This window comes from Vibrio sp. 10N.286.52.C3 (assembly GCF_041468865.1).
Lineage (GTDB): Bacteria > Pseudomonadota > Gammaproteobacteria > Enterobacterales > Vibrionaceae > Vibrio > Vibrio crassostreae_C.
On sequence record NZ_JBFRJM010000014.1, the window covers coordinates 59,921 to 74,914 of the forward strand.

The 14,994-nt window shown below is 42.4% G+C and carries 13 protein-coding genes and 1 pseudogene; 11 read left to right on the forward strand and 3 right to left on the reverse strand.

Translation table 11 applies throughout. The annotated features are described in order from the left end of the window. Position 1: 1 nt before the first annotated feature. On the reverse strand, positions 2-439 hold the full coding sequence (locus AB4138_RS05885; RefSeq protein ID WP_017060108.1) for a DUF3069 domain-containing protein: 438 nt from the start codon (positions 437-439) through the stop codon (positions 2-4). A 131-nt stretch (positions 440-570) separates the two neighbouring features. Here AB4138_RS05885 and AB4138_RS05890 point away from each other — a divergent pair, with 131 nt between their 5' ends. Continuing rightward, positions 571-1,542, forward strand: a complete 972-nt coding sequence (locus AB4138_RS05890; RefSeq protein WP_170791831.1) for a diguanylate cyclase — start codon at positions 571-573, stop codon at positions 1,540-1,542. 78 nt (positions 1,543-1,620) lie between these two features. Then, complete coding sequence (locus AB4138_RS05895; protein ID WP_029235232.1) at positions 1,621-2,631, forward strand: Solitary outer membrane autotransporter beta-barrel domain; 1,011 nt, start codon at positions 1,621-1,623, stop codon at positions 2,629-2,631. A 144-nt stretch (positions 2,632-2,775) separates the two neighbouring features. Here the strand turns inward: AB4138_RS05895 and AB4138_RS05900 are convergent, their stop codons facing one another. Beyond that, the gene (locus tag AB4138_RS05900; protein ID WP_372305274.1) at positions 2,776-4,017 is read right to left on the reverse strand and encodes a GGDEF domain-containing protein; all 1,242 of its coding nucleotides are present in this window, start codon (positions 4,015-4,017) and stop codon (positions 2,776-2,778) included. Positions 4,018-4,493: 476 nt separating this feature from the next. Here AB4138_RS05900 and AB4138_RS05905 point away from each other — a divergent pair, with 476 nt between their 5' ends. The 9 genes from AB4138_RS05905 to AB4138_RS05945 all read left to right on the forward strand — a co-directional run bounded on the left by AB4138_RS05905 (position 4,494) and on the right by AB4138_RS05945 (position 13,122). Beyond that, positions 4,494-4,862, forward strand: a complete 369-nt coding sequence (locus AB4138_RS05905; protein WP_017060104.1) for a late competence development ComFB family protein — start codon at positions 4,494-4,496, stop codon at positions 4,860-4,862. Positions 4,863-4,902: 40 nt separating this feature from the next. Next, a complete protein-coding gene (locus AB4138_RS05910) occupies positions 4,903-5,184 on the forward strand; it encodes an HlyU family transcriptional regulator (RefSeq protein ID WP_004731023.1) in 282 nt (93 codons plus the stop codon). A 300-nt stretch (positions 5,185-5,484) separates the two neighbouring features. Then, positions 5,485-7,032, forward strand: a complete 1,548-nt coding sequence (gene pntA / locus AB4138_RS05915; protein ID WP_372305277.1) for a Re/Si-specific NAD(P)(+) transhydrogenase subunit alpha — start codon at positions 5,485-5,487, stop codon at positions 7,030-7,032. A 10-nt stretch (positions 7,033-7,042) separates the two neighbouring features. Further along, the gene (gene pntB / locus AB4138_RS05920; RefSeq protein ID WP_017069087.1) at positions 7,043-8,440 is read left to right on the forward strand and encodes a Re/Si-specific NAD(P)(+) transhydrogenase subunit beta; all 1,398 of its coding nucleotides are present in this window, start codon (positions 7,043-7,045) and stop codon (positions 8,438-8,440) included. Between the two features lie 289 nt (positions 8,441-8,729). Continuing rightward, a complete protein-coding gene (vxrA, locus tag AB4138_RS05925) occupies positions 8,730-10,202 on the forward strand; it encodes a sensor histidine kinase VxrA (RefSeq protein WP_372114590.1) in 1,473 nt (490 codons plus the stop codon). Then, positions 10,177-10,836, forward strand: coding sequence for a response regulator transcription factor VxrB (gene vxrB / locus AB4138_RS05930; RefSeq protein ID WP_017060099.1), 660 nt, complete (start codon positions 10,177-10,179; stop codon positions 10,834-10,836). The genes vxrA and vxrB overlap by 26 nt, the downstream gene beginning before the upstream one ends. Next, entirely contained in the window at positions 10,836-11,723 is an 888-nt protein-coding gene (locus tag AB4138_RS05935; protein WP_029235234.1) for a DUF2861 family protein, read from the forward strand. Before vxrB ends, AB4138_RS05935 begins: the two co-directional genes overlap by 1 nt. A gap of 50 nt (positions 11,724-11,773) precedes the next feature. Beyond that, positions 11,774-12,928: a conjugal transfer protein TraF gene (locus tag AB4138_RS05940; RefSeq protein WP_017069084.1), complete on the forward strand. Its 1,155-nt coding sequence runs from the start codon at positions 11,774-11,776 to the stop codon at positions 12,926-12,928. Positions 12,929-12,969: 41 nt separating this feature from the next. Beyond that, positions 12,970-13,122: a YoaH family protein gene (locus AB4138_RS05945; protein WP_004731009.1), complete on the forward strand. Its 153-nt coding sequence runs from the start codon at positions 12,970-12,972 to the stop codon at positions 13,120-13,122. A gap of 578 nt (positions 13,123-13,700) precedes the next feature. On the opposite strand, the pseudogene AB4138_RS05950 reads toward AB4138_RS05945, so the two are convergent. Continuing rightward, positions 13,701-14,141: pseudogene (locus AB4138_RS05950) on the reverse strand (GGDEF domain-containing protein); the annotation flags it as partial. Positions 14,142-14,994 lie beyond the last annotated feature (853 nt).

The following is a 14,994-nucleotide window of genomic DNA, read 5'->3' on the forward strand; positions in this document are numbered from 1 at the left end:
CTTACTTAGTAAAAACTTCTTTGAAATCACGCTTCAAGATTGCATCACGACGAGCTTTCTTGATTTGTTTAACCATGTCTTTTACACAGTTGTGTAGAACTTGGTCTAGCAGTTGAGCACGGTACTCTTCTTTTTCTTCGTCAGACATGTCTTCTGGAAGTTTAAGAGTAGGGAACTCTTCCATCACGTTAACACCAGCGAAAGCTTGGCTAACTGAGATTAGAGCGTGGAACTGCTCGAAGTTGTCTAAAACATTTTGTGCGCTTGCTGGAAGACTATCCCAAGCTTCGCGTACTGCTTCTTCAGACACTTCGTGAATAGAAGTAACCATAAAGTGCATCTCTTTTGGTACGCCATCAAATTCGATAACTTGACGAAGTTCTGGTGAGATGGTGGTTAAATCGATTTCTTGTTGTTCGTTGTTTGTAGCGTCTGACATAGTATTTCTCTTTAAAAAGAAACAATGCTAAAAAGATCTGTAAAAAAGTCAATATAATATAGAGATTAGGGCATGATTTAAGCCCAAATTTGAGCTACTTTGAATATTCAACACTAGATAAAGGTGATGTGATGATAGAAAAGGGATCTTCAATGCGCATATTGCTGGTTGATGACGTTCAACTAGACAGGATGCAACTTGCTATCCGACTCAAGCAACTGGGTCATATTGTAGAAGCTGTCGGTAGCGGAAAAGAAGCCCTGAGTGTTTATTCTGATTTTGATCCTGAACTCGTGTTACTTGATATCAGCATGCCTGATATGGATGGTTTTGAAGTGGCGAATGAGGTTCGAAGCCGATTCCCAGAATGGGTTCCCATCATCTTTCTTAGTGGTCACGAAGAACCTGAGATGATCGCAAAAGCGATTGACGCTGGTGGCGATGATTACCTGATCAAGCCAGTAAACAAGGTTGTTTTGAATTCTAAGCTGATTGCGATGCAACGTATCGCGCACATGAGACGAGAGCTAAAACAAAGCACAGCCAAACTCGAAGAACTGAACATCCTTCTGCAGCAACAAGCCAACGAAGATGGCCTGACCAAATTGTATAACCGTCGATATATGGATACTAAGCTTGAAGAGAGCATAGCGTGGCACGGAAGACGTAATATATCCATGACAGTCATACTTCTAGATGTAGACTTCTTTAAGCCTTACAACGATAATTATGGTCATATTCAAGGGGATAAGTGCTTACAAGGGCTTGCTAATACCTTGAAACAGCTGTTTGTTCGTGCGGGAGAGTTTGTCGGTCGTTATGGCGGTGAAGAGTTTGTTCTGATTCTTAGCGACACAGACAGTGAAGGCGCTAAGGTACACGCGACTCGAGTTAAAGAGGCATTGCATGAGATGAACTACGCTCATGAACACTCAACGGTATCGGATAGAGTGACAGCGTCACAAGGTGTGTTGTCATTTGTGCCAGAAGGTGGCGAATCTATTGCGTCTATTTACGAAAAGGTCGATCAAGCGCTTTATCAAGCGAAGCAAAGTGGTAGAAATACCTTTGTACAACGTAACATTTTGGAGCTTGCGCGTTAGTTGGCGAGCTCTTTTAGATATTTGAATTTATACTTCTAATAGCGTTTGAGCTAGGAAGTGCTTTAAGTGATAAAAGAAATGCCACATTCGAAGTCATTTTCTATGACTAACACATCTTGGACGCTTGCGGTTCCTCTATTTTTTACCGCTTTGGCGACCACTGTTAATGCCAATACGCTATCTGATCTTTTTCGAAAGGATCTAGAGCAGAGCTTTGCCACCAGTGTATTGCTCAACGACACCGATGTTTTCACTTTTGGTATCAATAACTTTGACCCCAATAAAGTGTTTAGTTTGGACAATGAAGACATCGGTTCGAATGATTCGGTAAGTCGTCGCCAAAACATCACCTCCCTGAGTTTGCCTTACACATTTGAATTACCAAGTTACATCGAAGACAACCATCAAGAGGTGACGCTACGCTTGTCTGCATTGCGAATCGAGAACGATGTCGAGTACGCGGCAGCAAACAGAAACGATTTTCAAAAAGAGTCGGTAGTGTCTGGCTACGTCGAATTCGCGAATGTGTCCCAGCTAGACGAATATTGGAGCTTCAGCTCTGCAATCGGTAACCACATCTCTTACTACCGCAATGATTATGAATATCGCGCTTCGTTGCTAAAGCCTATTCAAGACCAACTGGATGGCGTATATCTCAATACTGATGCTTGGGCTTACATCATCGAGCCTAAAATCAAGCTGATGTACGAAGATAAGAATGACTGGGGAAAGTATAAATTGAGCACCAGTTGGCATTACTTTAATGGCATCGGCTGGGGCGAGGCGAATAATGGCAATGTCGGTCATCCTGAAGGGTGGTATATCGCCAATGAAGCAAAGGTTTTCTATGATCTCGTACGTTGGGATAAGAACATCACATCGATGTACTCGAGTATAAGACGAATTGATATTGGTGGTGACACGGTGGCCTCTATGGGCACCACATCTTACTACGAGGGCAGTGTTGGCTGGCTGCTTAACCCAAACCTGTTTAATGAGTGGGTCGATAACGTGGGAATAGGTTTTACGATTAACTACGGAAGTAGCTTAAAAGGTGGTAGCTTGGTTATATTCTTCAACCAAGATTAAGCTCTCTTTTTCCACTTGAGCTATACGGCCTCAAATCAATGAGGCTCGTTGAACTTGGAAGTGATAGTTATTGAAGCAGTTCGCTATTAATGGCTTAAGCTATTTAGATCTCTAGTACTTAATATCTTTAGCTTTTAACCATCGTTAACGGTCAATACATAATTTGTTTCGACCGGTTTCTTTCGCTTTATACAGCGCTTGGTCAGCAAGCTTCAATACCTCTTCAGGATGTCTGGTGGTTGTACTATCAGACAATCCGATACTCACCGTCACATTCACCACTTCCGATGGTTTACCGTTCTTGCCACGCTTTTTCATACCCACTTCATGATCGTCGGGGCGCTCATGGCTATTCCGAATCGTCATGTCGTAGTTTTGAACTTCGGAAATCAGAGCTTGAAGGTGCTCTTTAACTTGTTCCGAATGTTTGCCTTTGAAGATAATCGTGAACTCTTCTCCACCATAGCGATAAGCTTTAGCGCCGCCTGTGGTTTCCCTCAGAATACGCGCCACCAGTTTTAACACATCGTCGCCAATGTCATGGCCGTAGGTGTCGTTGAATTGCTTAAAGTGATCGATATCGACCATCGCCATCGAATACTTACTCCCCAAGTGCTTCATATCGACTTCTAAGGCGTGTCGACCGGGAATGTTAGTCAGTTGGTCGTTAAAGGCCATATCATGACTAGCAGACATCACATAGACGATGATCAGTGTGCCTGACAGCGAGAACATGGTGCTCGAGATGTACTGAATATCGAAGAAGATGAACGTACAAGAAGAAAGCAGGATAGCGCTATAAACCACAACATCGATAGAGCGGTTATACACCAACACGAGAATGGCAGTAAGGCCAAGTAAGCAAAGGCTATACAACACCAAAACAAAAGGCAGTTTGGAGAAGTCTCTGACAATAAATAGAAGACCATCACTCCATGATTCAAAACCGCCGGCATGGAAGTGAGAGACGATCAATTGTGCCCACACCATAAACAGAACAAGAACGATGGCGTAGAGCAGCATCGACTTTGAGTTTACGCCGTTATCAGGAAAGGCATAAACAAGTAAGCAAGTGACAGGTACTAATGCCGCAAGTAACGAGAGCTCTAATAGCGTTGTGCCAGTATTGAGAGGCGTTTGTAAGCGAACTTGGATGATCAGATAAGCGACAAGCATGGTCACCGATACCATCGCCATTCGACCTTGTCTGAACGTATGGCATAGCAGAACCGCAACGCTCAATAAAATGTAAGGGAGGTTGCTAGCAAACCCTAAATTTGAGTCCGTCACGAGAATGACGTTGTCCATACCAACGAGCAAAATTGTTAACAGGACTAAAGGGAAGCACAATCGAAACATGCTCGACGTTACAAAAGATGATGCCATTTATGTGGTGAGCCTAACTATATTGATGATCTTATTATTTAATACTATGCGTAGGATACGGTTAAACAAGCGATTGCCAAGCTTTTTGCCTAAATTAGAGCAAAAACATAGTCATAGGTCGCTATTGGTGCAATCATTTTTATATGTATTTTGAGTTGCTATTAACCTTAGAACGAACTACACAGTATATATGAGAAATTAATTAGTCGTTATAGATACTTAACAAAATCTGCTCTGCTGCTCTTACGTTGGCGCTGTCACTTAAAGGGCTTGATGATCAGTTATCATTGAGTGACCTTTTCATTAAGCGACGAAGAACTGTAATGAAGTCAGAGTAAGATTAAATAATGCCTAAGTTTCAACTATGGACAGTAAAACCTATAACTGAGTTATAGAAAGCTATTAGGAATTGCATGGTTTCAAGTGACTTTAGAAACGACTGCGACTAGAAAAACCGCTACAAATGGAGGTGTGGTATGCAAATTAGTGTTGATGTACATAACTATATGGAAACTCTGGTCGGTCATGTATTGGCTACCGAGGAATATGTGTCTAGTTATACCAACGAACAGTTGGCCGATCTCGCGTGCTTGGCTTTGGGCCAGCTAAAACCTATCTATATTCGTTTTGATATCGATTTTCTGTCAGCATTGCCAGAAGACAAATTGGTGCTCTATAAACGCAATAGTGAGATCGCGGTCAAAAATGCAGAAAGTATGATTATTGACGATCGAAGACGTGAACGTGACGACAATGTGCCTGTTATATTTAGTCAACACAATTTTGACGATGACGTAGAATTGCAATGGTATGAAAAGCCGTTGTTGAACCGTAAACAGTCATGATAGTTTAGGGTGAATACGGTCATTTAAGGAGTAAAAAAACGTGGGATTCTTTTCTAGATTATTTGGTGGCAAAGAAAAAACCGAACAAAAAGTAGAGATTGAGCCAGTCGAATATAAGGGTTTCAATATCTATCAAGATGCCATTGCAGAATCTGGTCAATACCGTGTTGCTGGGCGAATCGAGAAAGAATTCGATGGTGAAATCAAAACTCACCGTTTTATTCGTTCAGATGTTGTTTCAAACAAACAAGATGCCGATGAATTGATGCTCAAAAAATCGCAGATGTTCATCGACCAAATGGGCGACAATATATTTAGCTAGCCAATTAGGGTTAGAATTGATGTTGGTCATAATTTAGAGAGCTTTCAGTGTATATGCTGAAAGCTCTTTTTAGTTTTAGGGACAAAGAACAGCTAGTAGGTTGTTATTAAAAGGATTATTTGCAAGTGGTTTGACCTCTTCGTTCGAGACGGTCGTCATTTATCCAAATGAAGCGCTCAAACTCCATCCAAATCGTTATAAGTAATAACTTTTCCTGTTCTTTGAACAAAACGCTTGAAGTATTAGTTGTCGTTAGATACAAACGAATAAGTCATTCGTGCCAATAGTCAAGGAATAGCTATGCAAATTGGTGTACCAAGAGAAACGCTCGCTGGTGAAACGCGAGTCGCTGCTTCGCCGAAATCGGTAGAACAGCTTCTAAAATTAGGATTTGAAGTTTGTGTTGAATCACAAGCAGGTGCGTTAGCAAGTTTTGAAGATGCAGCTTATGAACAAGCTGGAGCAAAAGTTGTCACCGCAGATGAAGCTTGGAAATCCGATATTATCTTTAAAGTTAACGCTCCGATCGTTGACGAGTCTAAAAATGAAATCGATCTTCTTAAAGATGGCGCAACATTGGTCAGCTTTATTTGGCCTGCCCAAAATCCAGAATTAATGGAACAATTGTCCAGTCGTAATATCAACGTGATGGCGATGGATTCTGTACCACGAATTTCAAGAGCTCAGGCGTTAGATGCATTGAGTTCTATGGCAAACATCGCGGGTTATCGTGCTGTTGTTGAAGCGGCGCATGAGTTTGGTCGATTCTTCACGGGTCAGATTACGGCTGCGGGTAAAGTTCCGCCAGCAAAAGTACTGGTTGCAGGTGCTGGTGTTGCTGGCCTAGCGGCAATCGGCGCTGCGGGTAGCTTAGGTGCAATCGTTCGTTCATTCGATGTTCGTCCTGAAGTTAAAGAACAAGTTGAGTCGATGGGTGCTGAATTCTTGGAAGTGGATTTCAAGGAAGATACCAGTGCTGGTGACGGCTACGCAAAAGAGATGTCTGAAGCATTCAATAAGAAAGCGGAAGAGCTTTATGCAGCTCAAGCAAAAGACGTTGATATCATCATTACAACGGCGCTGATTCCAGGTCGCCCGGCTCCGAAGCTGATTACCAAAGAGATGGTAGACAGCATGAGTGCAGGTAGTGTGATTGTAGACCTTGCGGCGGCCAATGGCGGTAACTGTGAATACACGGTTGCGGATCAAGTCATTACAACGGCTAATGGTGTGAAGGTGGTTGGTTACACTGATATGGTTGGTCGACTGCCGACTCAATCATCTCAACTGTATGCAACGAACCTAGTTAACCTTCTGAAACTGCTTTGCAAAGAGAAAGATGGCAACATCAAAATCGACTTTGAAGATGTTGTTCTGCGTGGTGTTACTGTGGTTAAAGAGGGCGAGGTCACTTGGCCAGCTCCACCAATTCAAGTTTCAGCTCAACCACAACAAGTTAAGCCAAAAGCGGCCAAACCAGAGCCTAAAGTTGAAGAACCTGTTTCTCCAATTAAGAAAGTGGCGGGTATGGCGGTAGCTGTTGGTACATTCGCTTGGGTAGCTTCGGTTGCTCCAGCTGCGTTCTTATCTCACTTTACCGTTTTTGTTCTCGCTTGTGTGGTGGGTTATTACGTAGTTTGGAATGTAAGCCATTCTCTGCATACGCCTTTGATGTCCGTGACTAACGCGATTTCAGGCATCATTGTAGTAGGTGCACTGTTACAGATCGGACAAGGAAGTGGCGTCGTCACGTTCTTATCATTTATTGCCGTATTAATTGCAAGTATCAATATCTTTGGTGGCTTTACCGTGACCAAACGTATGCTTGAAATGTTCCGTAAAGACTAAGGAGTAACAGATGTCTGAAGGATTAGTACAAGCAGCTTATATTGTTGCTGCTGTATTTTTTATTATGAGCTTGGCTGGGTTATCGAAACAGGAATCTGCGCGTGCAGGTAACTATTACGGTATCACGGGTATGGCAATTGCGTTGATCGCGACGATCTTTGGTCCTCACTCTGCAGGTATTGTATGGATCATCATTGCTATGGTGATCGGTGGTGGTATTGGTATCCACTACGCAAGAAAAGTAGAAATGACTGAAATGCCAGAGCTGGTTGCAATTCTGCACAGCTTCGTAGGTATGGCGGCAGTACTTGTAGGTTATAACAGCTACATCGATCCACCTGCTACTGTTTCTATCAACCCTGCAGATATTCATGCAGAGCACGTGATCCACCTAGTGGAAGTGTTCGTTGGCGTGTTTATCGGTGCGGTGACGTTCACGGGTTCTATTGTTGCGTTTGGTAAGCTTCGCGGCGTGATCTCTTCGTCTGCATTGAACATCCCTCATAAGCACAAGTGGAATCTAGCGGCTATCGTAGTTTCTACACTGCTGATGATCATGTTCGTTAAAGCAGACGGCAGCATGTTCGCACTAATGGTGATGACACTTATCGCATTCGCATTCGGTTACCACCTAGTGGCATCGATTGGCGGTGCAGATATGCCAGTAGTTGTCTCTATGCTGAACTCGTACTCTGGTTGGGCAGCAGCAGCGGCAGGTTTCATGCTTGCAAACGATCTGCTTATCGTAACTGGTGCATTGGTTGGTTCGTCGGGTGCGATTCTGTCTTACATTATGTGTAAGGCGATGAACCGCTCTTTCATCAGCGTTATTGCTGGTGGATTCGGCCAAGAAGTGGTTGTGTCTGATGGCGATGAAGAGCAAGGTGAACACCGCGAAACATCAGCTGAAGATGTGGCTGATATGCTGAAAAACTCTAAGTCAGTAATCATCACTCCTGGATACGGCATGGCAGTAGCTCAAGCACAATACCCAGTGCATGAAATCACTGAGAAGCTACGAGCGCAGGGCATTAATGTTCGATTTGGTATCCACCCAGTTGCTGGTAGGTTACCGGGTCACATGAACGTACTGCTTGCTGAAGCGAAAGTGCCTTACGATATCGTTCTAGAAATGGACGAAATCAACGATGACTTCGATGAGACAGATACTGTATTGGTAATTGGTGCGAATGACACCGTAAACCCTGCAGCACTTGAAGATCCAAACAGCCCAATTGCTGGTATGCCAGTACTTGAAGTTTGGAACGCTCAGAATGTTATCGTATTCAAGCGTTCGATGAACACAGGTTACGCCGGTGTGCAAAACCCACTGTTCTTCAAAGAGAACACGCAGATGCTGTTTGGCGACGCTAAAAAGAGTTGTCTAAGTATCTTAGAACATCTATAGAGATCACCTCTAAACAATATGTAACAACTCGATAAGGAGCTCATTTGAGCTCCTTTTTTTATCTTACGAAAGCGACTCTATGTGTGATCTCAGTTGATACGAAGTTGACGAAGCCTGATGCAAAACTTGTCGCAATTGAGGTTTGGCTTGCCAATCAGCCTACTAGTACGTATGTACAATGTGGCCGTAATATATTGGCCTTTATCTCTGTAGCTCGCCATTCTCAAAGTTTTTCATGCGGTTAAAAATTTATCTTTGATAGCGAATGGTATATATTTGGTTGATCTATATGAATTTGCGTTGGTTTGTGATCATCAAAAGAACATTTACTCTTCTTATCGCTACGTTGTCTGTGTCTGCAAACGCATTTGCTGACTCTTTACCTGAGCGTATCGATAATTTCACCAAACTCTTTGATCATGAAACGGCAATCGAATCTTACGATATTCGAGTGCTACAGGCTGATTATCCAACACGTTTGATCATGCCGTCTTCTATGCTGCCACAAACAGCAGAGTACCCGTTAAAAGACATTCAGCGCTTGTACCAGTTATCAAAAACCTGTAGTGGTAAACTGCCGTTAAGCCCTTTGATTACTGAGCCTTTAGTTTTTACTCGTGCAATGTGTAAAGGCACCAAGCTTTCTGACCGTTGGTTTAGCCGTAGTGGTTTGATTCACCCTGGCGGCGGTTCTTATGCGGCACGATACGTTGAGAAGTACCCAGAAAAATTCGACTCTCTGAAGCGCTTTATGCATATTCAAGAGCGACCAAACACCGAACACGATGAACTACTGTCTCGCTTGCAACAAATGGATAGCGAAGCAACCACCGCGCTGTTAGCGGGTGCCAGTATGTTTGTTGAGCTTGATGAGATGTGGGTAAAACGCGGCGACAGATATTACCTGTATAAAAAATCAGTCTGGAACGAAAATGCCACGCTTGCTGGGTTATCGTTTAGCTTGTCTTCAGAAGGTAAAAGCTGTTTTGTCCAGCGTGGTAATGTGTGTTGGGAAATAGAAGATCATTCAGAGCTTCTGCAAGTCGCCATGTTTATCTTGGTTATTGCCAACATCATGCTTGTCTTAGGTTGGGCGATTTACCGCTGGAACAGCAAGAAACAAGAGATGAAGAGTCGCATGCTGGTTCTTCAAATCCTAACGCACGAATTAAGAACGCCGATTGCGAGTTTGTCATTGACGGTGGAAGGGTTCAGGCGTGAGTTCGAACACTTACCAGAATCGGTATATGATGAGTTCCGTAGGCTGTGTGAAGATACACGCCGTTTAAGACAGTTGGCGGAAGCAAGTAAAGATTACCTGCAATCAGATAATCAACCGCTCGCAACAGAGTGGGTGCCAAGTGTTGAAGAGTGGCTCCAATACAAAGTTGAAGAAGACTTTGCGCCGGGGATTGAACTCCGTGTAAACAAAGATATAGCTGCAAAAGTGAACGTATATTGGTTGGGAACGTGCATCGATAACCTAATCAGAAATGCCGTGAAATACGGTGTGGCTCCAGTAATTCTAGAACTGAATACTTCTGACAAGAAGCTGACATTCAAAGTTATAGATAATGGAGACTTGTCTCGCAAAGATTGGGGGCAACTAAGAAAGCCATTCGTAAGTAAGAGTGGACTCGGTTTAGGTCTGACGATAGTGGAATCTATGGTTGGAAAAATGGGCGGTCACATGACGCTTATCGGCCCCCCAACAACATTTATTTTGGAGATACCTTGTGAAACAGACATTGCTTCTCGTTGAAGATGATAAAAATTTAGCTGACGGTTTATTAGTTAGCCTTGAGCAAGCTGGATATGAATGTTTGCATGCAGAACTGATCTCTGAAGTTGAAGGCTACTGGGAACAAGCGGATCTAGTGATTCTAGACCGTCAACTTCCTGATGGCGACTCAGTAGATTCACTTCCAGGTTGGAAGAAAAAGAAAGATATCCCAGTTATTTTGCTGACGGCTCTCGTGACAGTAAAAGACAAAGTAGCGGGCCTAGATTCAGGTGCAAACGACTACTTAACAAAGCCATTCGCAGAGGCTGAGCTATTTGCTCGAATTCGTGCTCAACTTCGCCTGCCAGATTCTGAAGAACAAGATGCATCAAAAGTTATCGCTCAGAATCTTGTTATCGATAAAGCGACACGTGAAGTGTTTTTCAATGAACAGGAAGTAACGTTAACGCGCACTGAATTTGACCTTCTACTGTTCTTGGCAAGTAACCTTGGACGTGTGTTTACACGTGATGAACTGCTTGACCATGTATGGGGTTACAACCATTTCCCAACAACACGTACGGTAGACACGCACGTTCTGCAACTAAGACAGAAACTGCCGGGTCTAGAAATTGAAACGCTGCGTGGCGTTGGTTACAAGATGAAAGCGTAATGAGAATAGCCTTACTTCCACTATTAATGTTTTCTTGCGTAGCGAATACCGCGCAAGCAACGGATTGGTTTAAGAGCAGCGATGCTCTGACTCAAGTTCATAAACATCTGCTAGATAATGATTTACCTCAGATGTTTGACTCATTAGTGGAAGTTTGGCAAATCAACTCGTCTCAATCACGAGAAGATCACCTCAATGAACTGTTCGATCAAGCATTGAACAAAGATTGTGGTAAAACTCTCACCAGAAAAACACTCCCAGATTGGATTAGTTCAGTCGTCGTTAAAAGACACATCATTCAAAGCCCTGGCCGAGATACCTTTCGTGTATCGATTAATGTTGAATCCGAAAACAACATTCAAGACATTACCTTCGAGAAGTGGGTCGATAAGATCGTTTCTTCGGACAGTGAGTTAACCAAAGACAGTGAAGTGGTTAACAACGCATCGGTGAGTCTATACCGCAAGCGTTACAATTTAGCCTCTCAACTTGAATCCGGTTTATACCGTTTAAGCGTTAAAGGTGATGGCGGAAAGTCTTGGAGCACTTGGGTTGTTTTGGGTGAAGTTGCCATGCGTCAACAAGTTCGCTGGGCATCAAAAGACACGTGGCGAATCGATAAAAAAGAACTACTCAATCCTTATTGTCCACTCCCTAAGCTCGAAATCGGTTTGTACGATTACGTTGATGAACACTATGAACAGGTCTGGGGCAAGAGCTACGAATCTGATTATCCAATGAACCTTACTGGTGAAGAACTTCCTAATGATCGCTATGTTTTAGCGGTTTCAATGGTGCATTCACGCTGGCAAGGCGACATAGCGATAGAACAAGCACAAACTATCAGTAAAACTTATGATATTTCTAGCGAAGAAGAGTTAAAGTAATTTAAAATTGTGCCGTTAACTATATAAGGGATCTAACAAAGATAAACGGCATGAAAAAAACTACAAAACTACTCGCAGCGTCAATTGCATTCGCCAGTCTTCCTCTTTCAGCAGCAAACTACGCCATTGAAGCGCGTGGTGATGCGATGGGTGGTGTTGGTGTTGTTTCAGCAAACTTCCTAACTGCTCCATTCTATAACCCAGCACTTGTTGCCATTTATCGTCGTAATGATGACATGGGAATGATCACGCCAAGTTTCGGCGGTAATTATAATGACCCTAATAACTTAGTTGATGATATCGATAATTTAGTTGACAGCATTGAGTCAGGTACTGTGACTGGTTCTGATCTAGATGCTCTTAATGGTGATAGCCTGAATGTTGATTTAGGTGGTGTTGTAGCATTCGCTCTACCAAATCAGTATATTGCAGCAAACGTATTTGCAAAAGCATACACTGAATCATTTGTAACCCCTGATACATCTAGTGACGCTGCTAATAGTGACTTGGTTAATGCTGAGTTAACTGCTGTTAAAGCTGTTTCTATTGGCATTATGGAAGCTGGTATATCATTAGCAAAATATCAAACGTTCATGGGACAACATTTGTCGTTTGGTATTTCTCCAAAACTCCAAAGAATCTATACGTATAACTACATTGCCTCGGCACAAAACTACGATCTAAGTGATGTTCGAGAAAACGACACCGCGGAAACTACATTTAATATTGATGCAGGTGCGCTTTGGTTTTACGGCCCATTTAGAGTGGGTTTTTCTGCAACGAATATTATAGACCGTGAGATTGAAACTAAATCCGTTAGCCAACAGCTAACAAGCAGCACAGGGGCTACAAGAACAGTAACATCGAGTCATTCTTATAACCTGGGGCCTGTCTACACTGTTGGTGCGGGGATCGTTTCTGATTACTTTACGTTGAGTGTTGATTATGATTTGAATGAAGCAGAGAAGTTTACTTCGTTCGAAGACAACGAACAGATGATTCGTGTTGGTACTGAAGTCGACCTGTTACGTCAGCTTAAGCTAAGGGGAGGGTATTACAAGAACCTGGCTTACTCTGATTCAGAAGGAACAGTGACAGCTGGTGTTGGTATCTCGCCATTGAACTTGTTTCAGCTAGATCTAAGTGCTAACTACACGAATGAAAATGCAATGGGTGCATCCATCAATTTCCTTGCTAGTTACTAACAGTCCTTATATAGTTCTGCTCCTAAATAAAGGAGCAGAGCATGCTAAACGACTTACCAACCCTTTCTCACGAAGAACAACAGAAAGCTGTTGAACGAATTCAAGAAATGATGACTCAGGGCATCAGCACAGCACAAGCGATTAAAATCGTTGCTGAGCAAATTCGTGAAGAAATGAGTAATAAAGAAGAGTAGGGCATCAGCCCTTCTTTTTTAACCCTTAGTGCACTATAACTAAATATATTACCCTCTAGTATATTATCTCGTACATACCAACTCTTTAGCTACCCTGAATTCCCGACCTATCCAAAACCATTAAATTCCTTTTATTCAGTAAGTTATGTCGGATTGTTCCACTTTTCAGGCATTTATTGGCTTTGGGTTGTAATTAAATTACAGTAAGTTCTGAAAGTGGAACAATCGCCACTTTAGGTGTCAGTATCTGTGTCACCGCATCTAAGTGGCTAAATATATGGTGTTTTTACGGCTAGTGACGTTGTGACTTGTATTTTGAACGGATGAGAATCCATGAATGTTCAGAAGCAGACAAATGATGATTTCATCGAAGAACAGAGTGAGACAATCCACAGCGGTAATGTTCAAAACCGATATCGCGAATGGCTTACCACCGCTTAGAGCAAGCTTCGTTGCCACATATGTGCTTTACAGAATAAGTATTTAAAAAGCTTACGAGGCGTAAGGTGTTGTGTAGAAGTCGATTAAGGAATGCGGCGCGTATCAATTTGAGAATGCTAAATTGATGTGTTTTCTATTAAGCGATAGAACTTGTTAGAAATAGGGTCGCTTTGAGCGCTGTAGTTGTCGTCGTGGTTACGTATGTAGAATCGAAACCTTGGCTCCTCTTGACCTTCATATTCTATATTGATGGTGACCGAATCGAACGTTGAGAGATCGAGCCCTTTATTTTGGGTCGATATAACGAACTCAATTTCACAGAAGGGTAAGCTATAGGTTTGTTCAAAGTCACACTGTAACTCAATTTCATCTTCTGACTTATGTAATGAGCCTACGGTGCCACCATCGTGGTCTCTGTCCGTATTTACGCGCGTAGGCTATCTGTCAGGTGTGATGATGTAGTTCTTATCCATGAGCGTATTAAAAGAGGTCAACGACACTAGCGTGATTGCTAGGCAAAAATACGCGCCCAGCGACAGATATATGCCTAAATAGCGTTGTTTTTGTTCGGTATTTATACGAAAGGTAACGTTTTTAAGGGGATAATAATTTAACTGTGTAAATATACAGTTGTTATTTGGGTTCTTTATTTTGTGTTCCATAGGACCAAGCTTTACCTGTACAGCTAGCTACAGTGTCACTTTACTTATTGATTACATGTGTCGATAAACATTATAAGCTTTCTAATCTCAGGCGGTAACACCATTGCGACTTCAAAGCAGGCATATCAGTTAGAGAAAACAAGTAAAGAAAAACTAAGCGCAATGGGTTTAAAGTAACTCTTAGGTTTATTACCAAAGCTACCTAAGTCCAATTGAACGTAATTTCAGGGCAAACCGTGATTATGGGTCTCCCAAGTATCGGTGTTGTGTACCAGCAATAAGTGTAATGAATCTATGCAAACTGAACACAAAGTACTAACTCTAGAGAGAATCGTTAAGAAGGTTTGAAAAATCTGTGTGCGGGTCTACATAAGACACACGAACTTTATTAGTTGATGGATTTAAACGAGAGCTAAGCATGTGCAGTTGATAAGAAACATTGGTCGCGTGTGTGAAATCTGGAATAAAAACAACAGCAATGCTTACAAGAATTGCACACAGCGCAGCGAACCGTTAGTGCAAACAGAGAAGTGGCATATAAGTTAAACCAGACGGACAAAGTTTCGCGTCAATTAGATTTTCTGAATGAAGATTGAATTTTGTAGACGCTGGCCGTACATATAATTATTAGATTTCAAATGCGATAAGAAAACTCTGAACGGCGCAACAAGCGTGAGAGTCGGTTGGAACAAGGATTTTAAGGACAAAAGATGAGAATACTACCTTTAGAATTAACTACACGTATTATTAACTGCGTATTATGGTTATG